The sequence below is a fragment of the Providencia sp. genome, assembly GCF_003533305.1.
Classification (GTDB): Bacteria; Pseudomonadota; Gammaproteobacteria; order Enterobacterales; family Enterobacteriaceae; genus Providencia.
Window position 1 is genome coordinate 55,737 of the sequence record NZ_DOEH01000032.1, and the last position, 15,189, is coordinate 70,925.

The window sequence follows — 15,189 nt, forward strand, 5'->3', positions numbered from 1 at the left end:
ATTTAGCTTATGTTAGCACTCTATGTTTCATTTACACTTAAGAAATTAATAGAGGTATAGCAATGTTTGGTGAGGTAGCATTAACCCAATTTAACGACTGGAAAGGTAGCTTGGCTATTGATAAAAAAGAGTTAAAAAGTATCTCATCATGGGCCAAAGAAAAAAGCATATTATATAAAAACGAACGTATCCTTGGTGCTCATATTTATTTTTCAGAACCCTCAAATAAATTTACTATCACGTTTAAGGTATCATCAGTAACTGATTATAAAATAAAAACACCACAAGCTCTTAAGTCACTTATATATAATAAAGAGATTACTTTAACTCCTCATCAACTTATTGATTTACTGGTTAAACATTCCAAGCAGATCAATGTTATTCTATCAGCTAAAGGATTAGATTAAATCGAGTCTAAGTTGTACCAATGTATTTGAACTTATTTGTGGGCAACAAATGCCCATTCTCGCTTTAAAAAATTGCTTACAAAAAACGTTAAAAACCACCGAATAGGCAAATTATTTATGCCCTGTCGTTGAATGGTTACGCTGTTTACATACACAGCAATAGCTATCCGCTTTTTTGTTGGTTCTCGCTATTACGGCCTTTCTTTTTTCATTGACAATATAAGCATCGTTAACAGCCTTTATGTCGTCGATAGTCATATAAGTAGCCCTTGGAATAATTTTTGGAATATTTTGTTGCTGGAAATAGTGTTGTGGATGCGTACGCTGAGAGTGTATGCGTTCAGGTTCCCCCATTGCGTGTAATCATATCAAACGAGGTGGTTATTTCATTCCCTCACGCTACTGACTTGTGTATAATTTAATCACCAGCGTAAACGAGGAATGACTTGCATGTCTAGCACAATCAATGAATTATCTTTAAATGAGTTGGTTTCTCAGATTGATGAGATTAAAGCTGAAAATAGCGCCCTAGGTATACTGTTAACCATGGTTATTCACCAGCTAAGCAATGAGCAAAAGTCGCGAGTTAAGTTGAGAGCTTATGAGTACAATAGTCTCATGAATAAAAATGGAGATTCAGAAGCTGAAAAGGGCTCTGCTGTACGCCTTGAAACACTTAGTAAAATTCTTGACGCAGTAATTTAATCCTTCAATCTATTAATGACTTCTACATAAATGTAAGCATATCTTATTTGGATGTGCTTTTGATTTGCAATTAATCTATAAACTTTATATCTATCCTTTTACCGAATATTCATCAATCTTACCGCCCTTTAGTTCACTGCATTAGGCTATTGCTGGTACTAACTGGCTTTAGTATTCCCCGCAATGAAAACCCTACTCGCTTTAATGCTGCTATGGGAATCACCATAACGAAACAATATCAATACGTTACAAATAACAAAGCCCACCGGAGTGAGGCTCTATTTTTTCCATTTGGACCGCCATCGAGGCATCGAGGCATCGAACCTCGACTCTTAGTTTCGCTAAGACTAAATACTCTTACAATTGAGTTAATGCCGGGGTGGATTTACATCCAGTAGACCAATGCAAATGTCGCCAAAAGCAATCCGGAAATAGTTAATGCACTTTGTGTAAGTGATAAAATTCGCTGATAAAATGTAGGTAAATTCATAGGTAATCCCTTGGGAAACAAATCCCTTTGGATACCACATCTATTTTTTAAATAAAAACTCGCGACTGCAAGATTTGCTGTTTATAGCAATGGGGTATGGTGGCCTAAGCACTATAGCACGTCGACTATGAATTAGCGCGATTAATAACCAGAAAGCAAAAAACCCGCCATTACTGACGGGCTTGACCGGGATAATGATTCTACAACTGATGTGATTCGCTGTATAAATATAGTCAATAAATTTAGTTGTGCAAGTTAGTAGTTATTGACTATTTAATCCAATATGGAATAGCCACAAATAGAAGTATCAATACTAATGCCGCCATTACAGTTTGCAATGTACTAAAAAACCACATAAAAGCACCTCTTTATAATTTACAGCTAATCTGATAATTGTTTGCTGTTATATAAAGTTAGTCGTTTTTAATGTGTTGTAAAGTTTTGTAGGTATCTATAGCAAAAAAATCCGCACAGTGGCGAGGTTTCATTCTATAAGTTACTGTGACAACGTATTCACTCTTATCACAATATCACCGAATTAGCGTAGCGCACTAATATTGTTATCCTTTCACTGCTGACAATTACTGTCATTCATAATTGATATAATAGTGAGACACTCAATAATAAGGAGTTTTTATGTTCAAGCCAAATAGCATTATTTTGTATGTAACCGATGTGGATAAAAGTACTATTTTTTATTCAAACATATTAAAAGCAGAGCCGATAGAGCAATACAGTGAGTTTTCTGTTTTTGCATTGTCCAATAATTTTATATTGGGACTTCAAGCTAAATCTGGAATAGACCCTAAACCTCAGCCTCAGTTTGGCGGCTTTGAAATATGCATGTCCGATGTTAGCAGGCAAGACGTCGATGATATCTATCATCAATGGAGTGAGCTTGGCATTGATATTGCAATGAAACCGGTAGACCTTGACTTTGGTTATACATTTGTTGCTGTAGACCCAGATGGCCACAGACTCAGAGTATGCGCAACAGATACTACTAATATAAATTAATACTAGCTGATTATTTATAGCATTCTTAGAAAGCAAAAAACCTCGCATGGGTAGCGAGGTCTTAAATTCGTATCCTGCCTTGCGTGTAAAGCTTCGCGCAGCATATACAGAAACTATAACTTTATTGCTCAAAAAGTCAATAAATCATTTGCAATAGTGATAATTCCTGCCAAAGGCATCACACATTGGACGATATAACATAAATTCAGCAACTGATAACCAAGCATCAACTCTACGCCTACATGTGGATAATGATAAATCTGGATGCCTACTATTCATTTCATTTGCGATGCAGAAATTAGACTTTTTATAAACATATCGCTCCTTCAGCACATCCAATAAACCAGCATCAGCACTCATAACCTCACAAATGACCTTGTCCATATCGCCACCTTCAGCATCGGTGCAGAACCACATACTACTTAATGTTTTTTTATCCTTAAATTCATCTAGAAACATTAACAGTGATTCTTTTGATATACCTGACTTACGCATTCTCTTCATTGCATCTTTTAGCGCTTTTTTTGTAATAGTTGGCTCTTCCAATAACTGATTAAACATACCTGCAGCGCTTGGATTTTTACTAAATGCCGCCCATCTACCCCACATAGTTAAACGTCCACGTATCCACACGCTTTCCAATGTACGTAATTTAAAATGCTCTTCACTTTTACCTGTTGTTAGTGGATAAATCACTTAATACCTCTTTAGCAGGCCGCACCCTGCATTAACCGAATACACCAATAGCAAATGCTCTATTGGAAAATTGAATAAATAACTCTACTTGAGTACCGTGCTCTTCTTCCCACCCTTTAGGGTCCCGATGTAATTCGTCATGATCTACACGACATAACGGAATAACAAAGAAGTCATGTGGTTTTGTTCCCATACCACTAAGGCCACTTCCAATAATATGATGCGCATCATCAGCAATAGATCCGCATATACAACACTGCTGAGTCTTAACCCACTGTAGATATTTCGTGCTTTCCCAGCGCTTAAGTTTTGGCTTTAGCATTAGGCTTGATGGTGGCTTGGGGTCGATAGTTAAATTCAGTACCGGCTTTAATTCTTCAATATAACTCAACTCGTCGCTGAAGAAAGAAGATGGAAGAGAGATAGGCCCTACTGATTCATTAGTTAATTGCTCTGGTACCGGAATAATCAACATGCGGCCATTAAACTTATGAAGTTCGCTTACTCCTGGTCTAAACATAACAGCATTTATTTCAGGAATGCGGATCGGGGTTAATATCCACTGGTAACTCATTCTATTACTCCGCATTTGCGCTTTTAATTAAGCTGATCGTTATTTCAAACCGACCCCCCTTTACGACTTCGCACCACTCCATTTCTACACGTTTGACCTGATCATCATCTTTCCAAACCTTAGCGTGAGTTAAAGCATCGAATGCTGCTTTCAAGTAATTATCTATATCTCTCCGCTGTTTTGTAGGTGGATACATCTTCACAATGACGGATACATCCTCAGTGATTGCCTTTGGTATTTTTCGTAACTGATCATAAACTGCCGCTATCGCAATTATTCGGAACTTACGACCCTGCTCACTGAGTAACATTCGGCCTTTCACTGTCCGCCAGCAGGAATTTACACTTGGAGGAAAGGGTAATACTAGCGATATTGATTTATTCATGAGCTACACCCTTGTTCCACGCTGTAATTGCCGTTTGCTTATCATTTACCTCAGGGCCTTTCTCACCGCAGCTATGGCACTGGATATAAAACCATGTCCTATAGCTATGACTTTCTAGGGTGATATTTTCACTGCCACAAAATGGGCAAGGCTGAATTTCTGATATTTTGTTTTTCACGCTCTTACCCCTGCTAGCAGCTGATCTAGATGTTTTATTGATTGATTGCCCATATCACTAACGAATGCTTTTTTAACTATTTTCATTCCACATAAAATATCTTCTTGGTCTTTTGCTTCTTTCTCCGTATTGATGGGCTCCATAACTTTACCTCGTACCTCTTTTAGCCTTGTAATTGCCATATCATCAACTTTGTAATGATTGGCACTTATCCCACTAAACTTGGATTTTTTCTTACCAACTTTTTTAATGCAGCCAATTTTCAGCAAGCTTTCAACGGCGATTTGAGCCATGCGCTGCTCGTATCCCAGCATCATTTCAACGTGTCTCACTGAGAAACTATCTAGATCTCTAATCGTAGTGATAACTTCAATGCTTCGAATGTAAACGCTGTCTTTCACGCCGCTATCTCCATCTTCTTAGCTAACCACTTAGCTTGCTCAATGAATGCTTTACCGCGCTGCTCTAATTCTTCGCGATTGATGTAACTAAAGGTTTTACCGGTCCATGTTTTATCAAATACAACGATTGCCCCGGCAAAGAATGCACCAGTTGGTTTTTGTTTCTCATCAGCTGGGATAAACCACTCAGGAACATCAAAACCAATGCGACCACGGATAAAACAGATGTGATCTGCATTTTCTGGCCACCACACTTCGCTAGTCGCCGCTTTCAATAAGAAAACATAACGTCCACCCTTTTCACGCATCGCTGAGGCGTGGGACATAATGTGACGAACACCCGTTAGGGCTTGTTTTTCATGATATGAAGAACGAGAGTACGGAGGATTAGCAAATGCAGCGCCACCAACTTCTTTCAGCTTTTCTGACCAGTCTTGAGTGAGCGCATTATCTTCTGCGGTGTAAAAATGAGGACATTTGCTGTTTTGTCCATCGGTGAATAGATCTAAATTAAATGGGCCATATAGAGAATTAATACCCCAATAGATATCTTCAGGTGTTTTCCATTGATCGCCAACCTCTTTTAACCAATGGGCTGATTTAGCTTTGAGCTCATTGAGCTGTTGGATATATTTATTCATCAAGCAGCCCCTCTCCGCTGGTGGATTTATGGGGCTGTACTTCTACTTTTTCGCCATTTTCGGTAATATAGTCCGATGATTCACTTTTAAGCTGGTGGGCTTTAGCGAGTTCGATGATACGTATATATCGCTGCTGAACACTTAAAGTGCCTGTATGGTTTTCAATTCCACGCTGACGGAAAATAACTAATAATTTTCTATCATCATTCCACATTCCACGAAGTTCACAGATAAGCCACCAGCGACGAAGCTGTTTAATCACCGCAATTAAGCCAAATACATTCACACCGTAAATTTCTTTAGATTCACTACGCATCACGCTGTCACCTCTTTCGCTGCTAGTTCTGCGGCTTGTTGCCAAACGCCAATCCACGCCTTACGACCGACAAAATCAGTCATACGCCTAACGCCAGATTTACCGGCTAGCTCAACTGCAATTTCTTCAATACGATTTTTGGCTGGTGAACGTGAACCGATGAGGCGAGTAAATGCTTCATCACGCTCAACCGTATCGACTTTGATTTTTTGCTCACCCGCTAAGCGCAGGGTTAAATCATCCCATTGGCTGCGCAGTGTTTTCGGGCACTGAACATTCTTTTTCCAGAATTCATCTTGGCTAATGCGCTTGTAGAATTGGCAAATCTCTTTGTGGGAATGGCCGTCAATCTCGTTCATCAAGCGAACATCATTTGCCCATTCTGTGAAGTTAGGCTCCTTAGGGGCTTTCAAACCTAACTCTTTGAAAACTTCACATTTGAGACCAAACAGCCAGTTAGCACACTTGAGGTCATCAGCAGATCCCCATTTTTGATAGTTAGGGCTGTAAATCACGGCTTCTGGATAACGATTCAAAAAATCAATTTTAGGCTGGTCGCTTAATTCGTCAGAATTCTGCGACGAAAGAGTATTTACTAATGGATCATGTATTGAAGTTACTGACGGATCGCCCCCAGATTCTGGCGGGTCAAAACGATTAATTTTGCTCGATTCTGACGGGACAGATTTTGATGCAACAGATTTTGATGCAACAGATTTTGATGCGTCAGGATTTGACGTGTCAGATTCTGGCGGTTGAGGAATGGCAGCCATCGCCGCTGAAGCTAACTTGCCAACATTCAATTGATAAATATTGCTCGTGTTGCGGTTACCTTTGCGGCGCTTCTCACTTGATAACCAGCCTGCTTTCTCTAAGCCTTTGATAGCTGTACGCACGGTGCTTTCACCTGCGCCAATTTGACGGGCAATAGTCGGCACTGATGGCCAGCAAATGCCTTCATCATTTGAGAAGTCAGCAAGGCGAGCCATGATAGCAACCGAGGTTATCTTTAAACCCGCACTCGCGCAGCCATCCCAGACGTAACTTGATAGTTTTACACTCATGTTGCTACCTACTTAACTTCTGAATAATATTTTTTAAAATCACTAAGCGGCACAAAGCACGGATGCTCATAATCATCGAGCATGAAAATAACTCGCTGCTTTTGCCTATCCCACTCAATGACTTTGACGATACGACCGCGCTTATCTCTGAAATACCGGTCAAGGTTCTTATGCTTTTCATTGGACATGAGCCTCGCCTTCGCTATTGAAATAAAAGTTAGCCCAGTCGCTTTTTAAATCGGCGATATCTACCAACTGTTGTTTGGTCTGGTAGTTGCCCAGAGCGTCAGCTGACGTTATGATTTCGACATATTGAAACAGACCATTTTTAGAAACGGATAAGCACTTAAATTGCTTTCTCTTACTGATTTGGTTTAAACTGCTCATGCTAGTTACTCCACACAAGTTGTTATTAGCAACCGACGCCTCGGACCGCATATCTGGGGCGTCACCCTTTCTAGCGTTACTCATCATTTAGTCACCCTATAAACAGCTGGCAGTGAATTCACAAAACCCCAGGCATAAGCACAAACCTTCTCAAGCTTTCTGTTGATTGCCTTGATTTCATCATCAGTTAAAACGCCGTCAGCAATGCTATCTTGGATAAGGACGGATAAAGCACCTTGCATGGCACCAAGCTTCATTCTGATATCAAACAACTCGACCTTATCTAAATTCTCAGGGTCTACTTTCTTTGCTGGGGTTATTCCATGGCGATCCATGTGATATTCCACCAGCAACTTAGTGCCAGATAATTCTTCCATTGCTTCCAAATCATCATTTTCAAAGAAACGACAGCCATTTTTTTCATACAGATTGTTGTTGAAGGTGGTTTCGCTCATGCCTAAAGCAGCTGCCATTGCAGAACGACCACCAGGCATTGCCTTGCACATTTGTTTAACGACTTCTTTTAATGTTTGTTTGCACATATCTACAATTCCGTTGTTTTGTTGGTAGTTAACTGATTTAGTTGGTTTTGGTATCGTTTGTTTGTCCCGTACCTATTAACTCATATAGATCTGGCCTTATTTCATGGGGTAATACAGTGCTATTAGTTGCCTTAACTATCGACATAACTAATCTTGCATCGACACCACCACCATGAAGCCACCGCCACACGGTTGGTTGACTGACTCCGCAAAGAACAGCTAATTTTTTTTGTCCACCCGCAATATCAATAGCTTTTTGTATGGCTTGATTTTTCATTTTTTAACCTTTTTAGTATTATCACAAGACAAATAATAGCAATGAGTATTAAAATATACAATAGCAATGAGAATTTGATTTTTAATACTCATAACTATAAATTCACTTTCATGAAAACTACTTTGTCTGAACGCCTTCAAGAGGCGATGAAATATAGGGGCAACATGACACAAGGTGCTTTAGCTGAAGCGTCGGGTGTTGCTCAACCTACAATTTGGCGATTAGTTAACGGAAAAGCCAAAGGCTCAGTAAAACTAGTTGATATAGCCAATGCATTAGCTGTAAATATTGATTGGTTAGCGAATGGCGTGGGGGAAATGGATGGCCCTAATAAAGAGCTGAAATTTAGATTAGATAAATCACTCAATATCCCCGTATGGAATGAGGTAGGCGAGACTGACGAGTTTGTGATCTCTCCGATAGGTAAGCCGCTAGCATCATACCGCGCGTACATACTAAGTCGTAATACTGGTTGCGCAGAAGCTCCAAATGGAAGTATTGCTATCGTGGATACTGAAGTAACACCAGGAACGGGGGATCTGGTGGTAGCAAAAGTAAATGACTCCATATCTGTTTATAAATATCTAGATGGTGGTAGTCATGGCTTTCTGGCCGTCGATGATAACCGCGTCCCTTTAATTGATTTATCCTCATCCTTTTTTATTGGGGTCGTTGTGTTTCTGATCCGAGATTTTAGAAGGTAGCTTGTCTTATTTTTCTTACTGACAAGCACCTCTCTGTATTCTCCCGCCCCACATCTCACCAAAACTATCACCATCGTCTCATTCCTCTCGAATATAACATTGTAGCTTTTGGGTGATTTACTGTATATTTATACAGTAAATTAATTTATACTTTATATTCCTACTGAAAATTTGCAAGAAATATTATCTTAAATACTTAATACTTTTCCGTATTAAATTCAATTTATAAAAATAAAATGATATTTATCAGTGCTGTATAAGCAATCACCCGCACACCATAAAAATACCTATTGCTATATTTAATACTCATTGCTATATTCATTCCATCAACGGTTAAACGTGAAAACAAGGAATTAATATGCAACCCAATTCAAATGAACCCATCGTTACTTTTAGTGTGCCAATGTCGCAGGCTGATGTGCGTGAGTGGATACTTGAAAAAGCTAAACAGATTAACAATCTGCAAAAGCTCCGCACAGACCGCAATGATCTGCAATCTAAACTCGAAAAGCTCGACGATGAAATAGCAGAATGCATAGACATGTGTGCTGTCACTATTAGTGCTTAATTGAATTTAACTGTGTGGAGTGATGGTTATGTGCAGTGAAACTAATAAAAAGACAGGCAACATTATTGAGTTGAAAATCAATAACGCCACGGTGTGTTATTTGAGAACTGATGGTTCAGTAGCGGCTGATTACCTGTCATTTATCGCAAAAACTATTGAAGTTTTAATGTTGGATAGAAATTCGCTAGAACTAGAGGCTAATGCCTTCGGGAAAACTATCCAACATGGTTACAGTGCATTCTCGACTATTAAAGATCCCAAAGGTCTTTAATAAATGAGTCAACATGAATAGTGGTACTGCCTTTTGATGCCTCTAAAAAGTGATTAACAACATTATCAGGTAGATTTGAATTCCACTTATCAAATGAGTGATCTGGAAAGTATTCAATAAAGATGTTTTGCACCGCGTATTCGCCGTTTTGCACATCCGAGATCATGTTGCATTGGAAAAGACACTTAGCAATTAACTTAGATTTAAGCATTAAAAATTCTCTTGGTTGTGTAGGGCTTCCAAGAATACCACAGCCGCCTGATGTGGATAAGTTAGTTCAGGCATTACATTGAGACTCACATCATACATAAGGCCACTGATACCTAATCAGTTCACACTAGGTAAGTTTATTAATTATTGTCAGTGGTCTTATTTATTGTGTGTGGAGTTAATAACTATGCGGAGATTAACAAATGAAACGTTTTCCAATTACTAGTGCAGTTATATTTAAAGCTGAATTACCCAGCGCTGAAGTTCTAGAGAATCATTTAAAAGAATTACCTTTTGTTGATATTTTAGAATCACATTCAGTTAGCTATGGTTTTATTCCTAATAAAATCACAGGCGAATTAGTTACACCAATTGAAGGTGGTTATATTATCAATTTTCGTATTGATGAAAAGATACTTCCTAAAGCAGCTATTGCGTTTGAAGTTAATAGACGTATTGAAAAACTAAAAGAGCAAGGTACTGATGATTTCCTTGAGACTGAAATAAAGTATATTGCAATAGAAGAAATGCTTAAAGTTGCTCTAACTAAAACTAAAATCATCACTGCGCTTTATCATGTTGAAAAAGGCTTTCTTATCGTATCAAGCACTCGAAAATCAGAGCATCAAGCGCTTGTTAACTGTTTGGTTAAGGTTTGTGGAACGGTAAAAACAGAATCAATCCACATTGACGATGTAAAAAATGGGATAACAACACGCCTAATAAACTACATCAATAATGAGCCATCAGCTGACTGTTTTGGTGGGCGATTATACCCTTGCAACTTCTACTTGCTGCAACGTAAAGTTGAGAAAAAAATAGAATCTGTTAAATACGACGCTGAACTACACTATGTCCAACGTGAGTTAAGTGAGAGTTTATCAAATGGTTTTCGCGTCAACCTAATAGAATTAACCACTCTCGATATTATATTTAAATTAAGTGATAACTTCGAATTTAAGGGAATAAAACCAATTAGCGATGTTGACTGTGATGGTGATAGAGCTTTCCGTCATCGACATGTAAATTCTGTATTTATGTTTCACATGGTTAATACTATCGAATTATTAATTGAATTATTAAAATACAAAGAAAAAACAGAATAACTATTTAGCCAACACCTAGGGATTTAATTCTCTTTATTAAGAGACGGACTTTTATTATCTAAATTTTGTGTGGAGTATTAATTATGCAACTTAGCCAAATCAATTTAATTTCCGCCATTTCAACTGAAATAGAAAAACAAATACCCGGCATCCCTGCTGAACCTCGTTATATGAATGCCATTATTAAGGCCGCTACTTTGGTTTGTGAGGAATTTAAAAAACCGCTTGTTAAGGCTTCTGATGGTATGGGGCTTACTGCTTGGCTTGCTAGTGACGATGTCGGTTCAAGTTCAAGATATATGGCTGCTATTCTTTCTGGTCAATTTAGTGCTCCAAACCATTACCCTTGGGATGGTGCTGATTTAGGTCGCTGTATTCGGTTGTTAGAGGCTGTACCCGAACTAGCAAACCAATTACATGAAATGAAAACATGTTCACCTCAGTGGTCTGCTGTTATCAATAATTGGGATAAATGGAAAGAGCTTTGCGAAGCTAGTGAAGGTAAAAAGCTTTATCAAGAAATGAAATTAACTTACGAGTCATTAAGGGATTTGCCTTAAAAACTCGGTATGGGAGCTGCATTCGTCGCTGGAGGTTATAGTTCAATCTGTTATTAACCAAAATAAATTTAAAAAAATACCGCCATGGAGAAGGCGGTAAGGGAATTTTGATGAGTGATTTAATTGTAATAATAAGTATCAGCTTTTTAACATAGTTAATAAACATAAATCAACAGCAAGTATTTAATGAACCAGATCTGGTAATAAAAAAATTGCCGGCACGGATTGGGCGGCAAATTGTGTAGGGATATTTATAGTTTCTCTATGTAAGCAATTTAAGCATAGTGGATAATATCAATTTAACAAGGAAATTAAGCAAAAAAATGCCGATATATAGGAACATCGGCGAGGACTACAAAAAATAATTAGAGAGTTAAAATTAACTATAGTATATAAATTAAAAAAACTGATGAATTGTTTTAATCGTAATGATTGCTTTTACTTTAAACCGTAAAACAATGCTAAAAGCACCAAGACACAAATGGTAATTATAGCCACAGCGCCAATGAGACAGCTAATACCCTTAAATAAGCAAGATACTATATCAACCCAGGTTGTATTCTCTTTATTGCGGCTCATTTTAGCCTCCTTGGCATAAGTCATTAAATCAAATAACTAGAATTTTAATATACACCGCATAGATAGATAAGGACTAGCAATGAAATATAAACACTTAATGGTAGATCTAGAAACTATGAGCAATAAAAGTAATGCCGCTATTGTTTCTATTGGTGCAGTAGCTTTTGAGCCTTCAACGGGTGAGATTGGTCCTATTTTCTATCACACCGTCGACTTAACGAGCTGTGAGCACGCAGGGCTTCATATCGACGCCGATACTGTTCTTTGGTGGATGAAGCAAAGTAGTGAAGCTAGAGCAGCTATTGTCGATGATGATGCACGAACTATTCAGTCGGCATTATTAGGACTATCTGCTTTCGCTGAGGAGCATTTATCAGACCGCGTATGTGTATGGGGTAATGGTAGTGATTTTGACAATGTTGTTTTAGCCAACGCTTACGTTGCATGTGATTTTAATCCGTTCTGGAAGTTCTGGAATAACCGTGATGTTCGCACCATTGTAGAACTTGGTCGCAGTGCTGGTATTGATCCTAAGCGTACGCTCGAATTTGAAGGCGAACAACACAACGCATTAGCTGATGCAATCCATCAGGCTAAATATGTGTCTATTATCCACCAGCATTTAATTAAACCTATTGCTGATGAAGTTTAACGTTTAAATCTGTATGCGGCAGATGTGGAGATAATTATGTCTAGAATGGTGTCTCTAGAAGCGTGGGCAAAATTGGAATTCGGTGAAGATGCGCCCAGCAAGCAAGCATTACTAAAATATGCTAAAGCAAACATGATGGTACCACCAGCGCAAAAAGTTGGTAAAAAATGGATGGTAGATCGTGATTCTCGCTGGGTTGGGATTGTTTCAAAACCGCAATTACCGAATGGTGCAAGCGATAAATTATTAAGGATCTTATCAAATGGCAGCGAGACCGCGCACTCATAACATCACCGTTCCCAATCTATACCGGAAGCTAGATAAGCGTAATGGGAAAGTTTACTGGCAATATAAGCACCCTTTAACAGGGATATTCCACAGCCTCGGCACGGACGCCGAGGAAGCCGCATTAGTTGCTTCACAGGCAAATACAATAATTGCTGAACAACAAACAAAACAGATTTTAAGTATTAATGATCGGTTATCAAATATCAAAAATAAAAAGGTTGGTATTAGTGTTACCAACTGGATAGATAAGTATTTAGAAATACAGCAAGAGCGTGTTGACTTAGGGGAGTTAAAACCTAATTCATACAAACAGAAAATGAAGCCATTAAATTTATTTAAACAACATTGCGGATTATTTTCACTACAAGATATTACTACTTTAGAAATAGCAAAAATAATAGATTCAGTTAGGGCATTAGGCCATGACAGGATGGCGCAAGTTGTCCGCTTAGTATTAATTGATGTTTTTAAAGAGGCTCAACATGCTGGACGAGTTCCTCCAGGCTATAACCCAGCGCTTGCAACAAAACAGCCAAGAAATAAAATTAAGAGAGAGCGACTTGCATTTGAAGAATGGAAAGCTATTTATGAACAAGCTAAGGATCACCCACCTTACCTGCAGTGTGGGATGTTACTAGCGCTGGTTACTGGACAGCGTATAGGTGATATCGTCAAAATGAAATTCTCAGATATTTGGGATGATATGCTTCATATTGAGCAAGAAAAAACAGGCTCAAAGCTAGCTATTCCGTTATCGATTAAATGTGACGTCATTGATATGACTCTGAAACAAGTTATCTCCATCTGTCGTGACGCCGTTGTCAGTAAATACATAGTTCATTATCGCCACACCACAGCCAAAGCCAAACGAGGTGACCAAGTTACAACGAGAACACTGACCACAACATTCAAAAGGGCGAGAGATAAATGCGGCTTGGAGTGGCAAGAAAAATCCGCACCTTCATTCCATGAGCAGCGTTCGTTGTCTGAAAGATTGTATCGAGAGCAAGGCATCAACACCCAAAAATTATTAGGCCATAAATCACAAAAAATGACCGATAAATATAACGATGATCGCGGAAAGGAATGGCAAATAGTTGCAATTTAATATGCTTCTTTCTTAGCCCGTTTTGGGGATCTATTTTGGTGGAGTTTTGGGGAAGATTTTATTTGAATGAAAAACATACTGAAATAGTTAAGCTATATTAATTTTTTCAATTAATGTCGAATTATAGATAAAAAATTATTTCATCATTTAAAACCTTATTTCTCAGTGGTTTTATATTTAATTAAAGACCAGAATCCACCACATTAATTACAAATTAACTTTATATAATTTAATAGTTAGGTAAATCACCTCAAACCAAGCGATATGACTAAAAGACATATCTTTAGCATAGATTCTAATACCGGCTTTAAAAAATGGAATTATAAAACTGCTCAGATGGACGATAGTAGTTTCGATATCACTGATCTTGACAGCCTAGATATGCATTTCAAAAATGGAGTAGATATACAAAAAAATGATCTTGAAAAACTTTTAAGTAAAAGCAATTTAATCCATATCACCATCGGTAATGGTTATCATACCTCAAATATTTACATTCCAAATGCAAATGAAAGTAATAAAAATTCAGTGATAAAAATAAATTCCTATGCAAGCTGGGATAGCCAAATACATTTGACTAATGGTATTCAAAAAACATTAAAACAAAATGACCAACTTTTTTATATTTCTAACGGCTTTTCATGGCAGGAAATTAATGAATACCGTACTTATAAAAAGCCGGATAAACAAGGTATTCCTATTGTTACATTATTAGGTTATTACGACCCTGAAAATAAAATAGATAGTTATATTTATCCTTCCCTATATGGGTCTTATGGCATGACATATAACCCTAATAAAAATGCTAAAAATAAAAATGTATACATCGATGTTACTTATCATGATAACACTCATAGTCAACATCAACTTATAGGATATCGAAAAGATAAAAATTTAATGAATAAATTTCATATTAATTTGGAGCGAGATCGTAAACCCACCAAAGCAAATCTTTATATTGATGGAAAAATAATTTATAGCCGCGATATTGAAATAAAGGAAAATAGACTCCCTACAACGATTAATGGAATTATTGTATAAAATACGTCCACAACATGCCCTA

General features: G+C 37.8%; 25 protein-coding genes. 12 read left to right on the forward strand and 13 right to left on the reverse strand.

Annotated elements, in window-relative coordinates:
- Nucleotides 1-62 precede the first annotated feature (62 nt).
- Complete coding sequence (locus tag DD649_RS19535) at nucleotides 63-407, forward strand: hypothetical protein (RefSeq protein ID WP_294110805.1); 345 nt, start codon at nucleotides 63-65, stop codon at nucleotides 405-407.
- 111 nt (nucleotides 408-518) lie between these two features.
- Here the strand turns inward: DD649_RS19535 and DD649_RS19540 are convergent, their stop codons facing one another.
- Nucleotides 519-761 (reverse strand): hypothetical protein, encoded by a 243-nt coding sequence (locus tag DD649_RS19540; RefSeq protein WP_294110807.1) that lies wholly within the window; start codon nucleotides 759-761, stop codon nucleotides 519-521.
- Nucleotides 762-857: 96 nt separating this feature from the next.
- Here DD649_RS19540 and DD649_RS19545 point away from each other — a divergent pair, with 96 nt between their 5' ends.
- Together DD649_RS19545 and DD649_RS19550 are read left to right on the forward strand one after the other, a co-directional pair.
- Entirely contained in the window at nucleotides 858-1,112 is a 255-nt protein-coding gene (locus DD649_RS19545; RefSeq protein ID WP_294110809.1) for a hypothetical protein, read from the forward strand.
- 1,126 nt (nucleotides 1,113-2,238) lie between these two features.
- On the forward strand, nucleotides 2,239-2,619 hold the full coding sequence (locus DD649_RS19550) for a VOC family protein (RefSeq protein WP_294110811.1): 381 nt from the start codon (nucleotides 2,239-2,241) through the stop codon (nucleotides 2,617-2,619).
- A gap of 144 nt (nucleotides 2,620-2,763) precedes the next feature.
- Here the strand turns inward: DD649_RS19550 and DD649_RS19555 are convergent, their stop codons facing one another.
- The 12 genes from DD649_RS19555 to DD649_RS19610 form a co-directional block, all read right to left on the reverse strand.
- Entirely contained in the window at nucleotides 2,764-3,315 is a 552-nt protein-coding gene (locus tag DD649_RS19555; RefSeq protein ID WP_336431069.1) for a DUF1133 family protein, read from the reverse strand.
- Between the two features lie 31 nt (nucleotides 3,316-3,346).
- The gene (locus DD649_RS19560; RefSeq protein ID WP_294110813.1) at nucleotides 3,347-3,889 is read right to left on the reverse strand and encodes a DUF968 domain-containing protein; all 543 of its coding nucleotides are present in this window, start codon (nucleotides 3,887-3,889) and stop codon (nucleotides 3,347-3,349) included.
- Between the two features lie 4 nt (nucleotides 3,890-3,893).
- The gene (locus DD649_RS19565) at nucleotides 3,894-4,274 is read right to left on the reverse strand and encodes a RusA family crossover junction endodeoxyribonuclease (RefSeq protein WP_294110814.1); all 381 of its coding nucleotides are present in this window, start codon (nucleotides 4,272-4,274) and stop codon (nucleotides 3,894-3,896) included.
- Nucleotides 4,267-4,452: a Lar family restriction alleviation protein gene (locus DD649_RS19570; protein WP_294110816.1), complete on the reverse strand. Its 186-nt coding sequence runs from the start codon at nucleotides 4,450-4,452 to the stop codon at nucleotides 4,267-4,269. The genes DD649_RS19565 and DD649_RS19570 overlap by 8 nt, the downstream gene beginning before the upstream one ends.
- Nucleotides 4,449-4,853 (reverse strand): hypothetical protein, encoded by a 405-nt coding sequence (locus DD649_RS19575; RefSeq protein WP_336431070.1) that lies wholly within the window; start codon nucleotides 4,851-4,853, stop codon nucleotides 4,449-4,451. Before DD649_RS19575 ends, DD649_RS19570 begins: the two co-directional genes overlap by 4 nt.
- Nucleotides 4,850-5,494 (reverse strand): phage N-6-adenine-methyltransferase, encoded by a 645-nt coding sequence (locus DD649_RS19580; protein ID WP_336431071.1) that lies wholly within the window; start codon nucleotides 5,492-5,494, stop codon nucleotides 4,850-4,852. The genes DD649_RS19575 and DD649_RS19580 overlap by 4 nt, the downstream gene beginning before the upstream one ends.
- Nucleotides 5,487-5,810: a hypothetical protein gene (locus DD649_RS19585; RefSeq protein WP_294110819.1), complete on the reverse strand. Its 324-nt coding sequence runs from the start codon at nucleotides 5,808-5,810 to the stop codon at nucleotides 5,487-5,489. The genes DD649_RS19580 and DD649_RS19585 overlap by 8 nt, the downstream gene beginning before the upstream one ends.
- Nucleotides 5,810-6,874, reverse strand: a complete 1,065-nt coding sequence (locus DD649_RS19590; protein WP_336431072.1) for a helix-turn-helix domain-containing protein — start codon at nucleotides 6,872-6,874, stop codon at nucleotides 5,810-5,812. Before DD649_RS19590 ends, DD649_RS19585 begins: the two co-directional genes overlap by 1 nt.
- Nucleotides 6,875-6,882: 8 nt before the next feature.
- Nucleotides 6,883-7,062 (reverse strand): DUF4222 domain-containing protein, encoded by a 180-nt coding sequence (locus DD649_RS19595; RefSeq protein WP_294110823.1) that lies wholly within the window; start codon nucleotides 7,060-7,062, stop codon nucleotides 6,883-6,885.
- On the reverse strand, nucleotides 7,052-7,261 hold the full coding sequence (locus tag DD649_RS19600; protein ID WP_336431073.1) for a hypothetical protein: 210 nt from the start codon (nucleotides 7,259-7,261) through the stop codon (nucleotides 7,052-7,054). Before DD649_RS19600 ends, DD649_RS19595 begins: the two co-directional genes overlap by 11 nt.
- An 83-nt stretch (nucleotides 7,262-7,344) precedes the next feature.
- Complete coding sequence (locus DD649_RS19605; protein ID WP_336431074.1) at nucleotides 7,345-7,803, reverse strand: YmfL family putative regulatory protein; 459 nt, start codon at nucleotides 7,801-7,803, stop codon at nucleotides 7,345-7,347.
- A 37-nt stretch (nucleotides 7,804-7,840) separates the two neighbouring features.
- On the reverse strand, nucleotides 7,841-8,080 hold the full coding sequence (locus tag DD649_RS19610) for a helix-turn-helix domain-containing protein (protein WP_294110829.1): 240 nt from the start codon (nucleotides 8,078-8,080) through the stop codon (nucleotides 7,841-7,843).
- Between the two features lie 146 nt (nucleotides 8,081-8,226).
- On the opposite strand from DD649_RS19610, the gene DD649_RS19615 reads away from it, so the two are divergent.
- The 9 genes from DD649_RS19615 (at nucleotide 8,227) to DD649_RS19660 (ending at nucleotide 15,167) form a co-directional block, all read left to right on the forward strand.
- Nucleotides 8,227-8,784 carry a LexA family transcriptional regulator gene (locus tag DD649_RS19615; RefSeq protein WP_294110945.1) on the forward strand — a complete coding sequence of 186 codons (558 nt, stop codon included), beginning with the start codon at nucleotides 8,227-8,229 and terminating at the stop codon, nucleotides 8,782-8,784.
- Between the two features lie 358 nt (nucleotides 8,785-9,142).
- Complete coding sequence (locus DD649_RS19620; protein WP_294110833.1) at nucleotides 9,143-9,352, forward strand: hypothetical protein; 210 nt, start codon at nucleotides 9,143-9,145, stop codon at nucleotides 9,350-9,352.
- Between the two features lie 28 nt (nucleotides 9,353-9,380).
- Nucleotides 9,381-9,623: a hypothetical protein gene (locus tag DD649_RS19625; protein ID WP_294110835.1), complete on the forward strand. Its 243-nt coding sequence runs from the start codon at nucleotides 9,381-9,383 to the stop codon at nucleotides 9,621-9,623.
- A 413-nt stretch (nucleotides 9,624-10,036) separates the two neighbouring features.
- Complete coding sequence (rdgC, locus tag DD649_RS19635; RefSeq protein WP_294110838.1) at nucleotides 10,037-10,939, forward strand: recombination-associated protein RdgC; 903 nt, start codon at nucleotides 10,037-10,039, stop codon at nucleotides 10,937-10,939.
- Nucleotides 10,940-11,022: 83 nt separating this feature from the next.
- Complete coding sequence (locus DD649_RS19640; RefSeq protein WP_294110840.1) at nucleotides 11,023-11,499, forward strand: hypothetical protein; 477 nt, start codon at nucleotides 11,023-11,025, stop codon at nucleotides 11,497-11,499.
- Between the two features lie 658 nt (nucleotides 11,500-12,157).
- Nucleotides 12,158-12,730 (forward strand): 3'-5' exonuclease, encoded by a 573-nt coding sequence (locus DD649_RS19645; RefSeq protein WP_294110842.1) that lies wholly within the window; start codon nucleotides 12,158-12,160, stop codon nucleotides 12,728-12,730.
- A gap of 36 nt (nucleotides 12,731-12,766) precedes the next feature.
- The gene (locus DD649_RS19650; RefSeq protein ID WP_294110844.1) at nucleotides 12,767-13,018 is read left to right on the forward strand and encodes an excisionase; all 252 of its coding nucleotides are present in this window, start codon (nucleotides 12,767-12,769) and stop codon (nucleotides 13,016-13,018) included.
- On the forward strand, nucleotides 12,993-14,126 hold the full coding sequence (locus DD649_RS19655) for a phage integrase Arm DNA-binding domain-containing protein (RefSeq protein ID WP_294110846.1): 1,134 nt from the start codon (nucleotides 12,993-12,995) through the stop codon (nucleotides 14,124-14,126). Before DD649_RS19650 ends, DD649_RS19655 begins: the two co-directional genes overlap by 26 nt.
- A 264-nt stretch (nucleotides 14,127-14,390) precedes the next feature.
- On the forward strand, nucleotides 14,391-15,167 hold the full coding sequence (locus DD649_RS19660) for a TagA domain-containing protein (protein WP_294110849.1): 777 nt from the start codon (nucleotides 14,391-14,393) through the stop codon (nucleotides 15,165-15,167).
- Nucleotides 15,168-15,189 lie beyond the last annotated feature (22 nt).

Coding starts and splice junctions, on each gene's coding strand:
- DD649_RS19535 (WP_294110805.1), top strand. CDS start 63: ATGTTTGGTGAGGTAGCATTAACCCAATTTAACGACTGGAAAGGTAGC.
- DD649_RS19540 (WP_294110807.1), bottom strand. CDS start 761: ATGGGGGAACCTGAACGCATACACTCTCAGCGTACGCATCCACAACAC.
- DD649_RS19545 (WP_294110809.1), top strand. CDS start 858: ATGTCTAGCACAATCAATGAATTATCTTTAAATGAGTTGGTTTCTCAG.
- DD649_RS19550 (WP_294110811.1), top strand. CDS start 2,239: ATGTTCAAGCCAAATAGCATTATTTTGTATGTAACCGATGTGGATAAA.
- DD649_RS19560 (WP_294110813.1), bottom strand. CDS start 3,889: ATGAGTTACCAGTGGATATTAACCCCGATCCGCATTCCTGAAATAAAT.
- DD649_RS19565 (WP_294110814.1), bottom strand. CDS start 4,274: ATGAATAAATCAATATCGCTAGTATTACCCTTTCCTCCAAGTGTAAAT.
- DD649_RS19580 (WP_336431071.1), bottom strand. CDS start 5,494: ATGAATAAATATATCCAACAGCTCAATGAGCTCAAAGCTAAATCAGCC.
- DD649_RS19585 (WP_294110819.1), bottom strand. CDS start 5,810: ATGCGTAGTGAATCTAAAGAAATTTACGGTGTGAATGTATTTGGCTTA.
- DD649_RS19590 (WP_336431072.1), bottom strand. CDS start 6,874: ATGAGTGTAAAACTATCAAGTTACGTCTGGGATGGCTGCGCGAGTGCG.
- DD649_RS19595 (WP_294110823.1), bottom strand. CDS start 7,062: ATGTCCAATGAAAAGCATAAGAACCTTGACCGGTATTTCAGAGATAAG.
- DD649_RS19600 (WP_336431073.1), bottom strand. CDS start 7,261: ATGAGCAGTTTAAACCAAATCAGTAAGAGAAAGCAATTTAAGTGCTTA.
- DD649_RS19605 (WP_336431074.1), bottom strand. CDS start 7,803: ATGTGCAAACAAACATTAAAAGAAGTCGTTAAACAAATGTGCAAGGCA.
- DD649_RS19610 (WP_294110829.1), bottom strand. CDS start 8,080: ATGAAAAATCAAGCCATACAAAAAGCTATTGATATTGCGGGTGGACAA.
- DD649_RS19615 (WP_294110945.1), top strand. CDS start 8,227: ATGAAATATAGGGGCAACATGACACAAGGTGCTTTAGCTGAAGCGTCG.
- DD649_RS19620 (WP_294110833.1), top strand. CDS start 9,143: ATGCAACCCAATTCAAATGAACCCATCGTTACTTTTAGTGTGCCAATG.
- DD649_RS19625 (WP_294110835.1), top strand. CDS start 9,381: ATGTGCAGTGAAACTAATAAAAAGACAGGCAACATTATTGAGTTGAAA.
- rdgC (WP_294110838.1), top strand. CDS start 10,037: ATGAAACGTTTTCCAATTACTAGTGCAGTTATATTTAAAGCTGAATTA.
- DD649_RS19640 (WP_294110840.1), top strand. CDS start 11,023: ATGCAACTTAGCCAAATCAATTTAATTTCCGCCATTTCAACTGAAATA.
- DD649_RS19645 (WP_294110842.1), top strand. CDS start 12,158: ATGAAATATAAACACTTAATGGTAGATCTAGAAACTATGAGCAATAAA.
- DD649_RS19650 (WP_294110844.1), top strand. CDS start 12,767: ATGTCTAGAATGGTGTCTCTAGAAGCGTGGGCAAAATTGGAATTCGGT.
- DD649_RS19655 (WP_294110846.1), top strand. CDS start 12,993: ATGGCAGCGAGACCGCGCACTCATAACATCACCGTTCCCAATCTATAC.
- DD649_RS19660 (WP_294110849.1), top strand. CDS start 14,391: ATGACTAAAAGACATATCTTTAGCATAGATTCTAATACCGGCTTTAAA.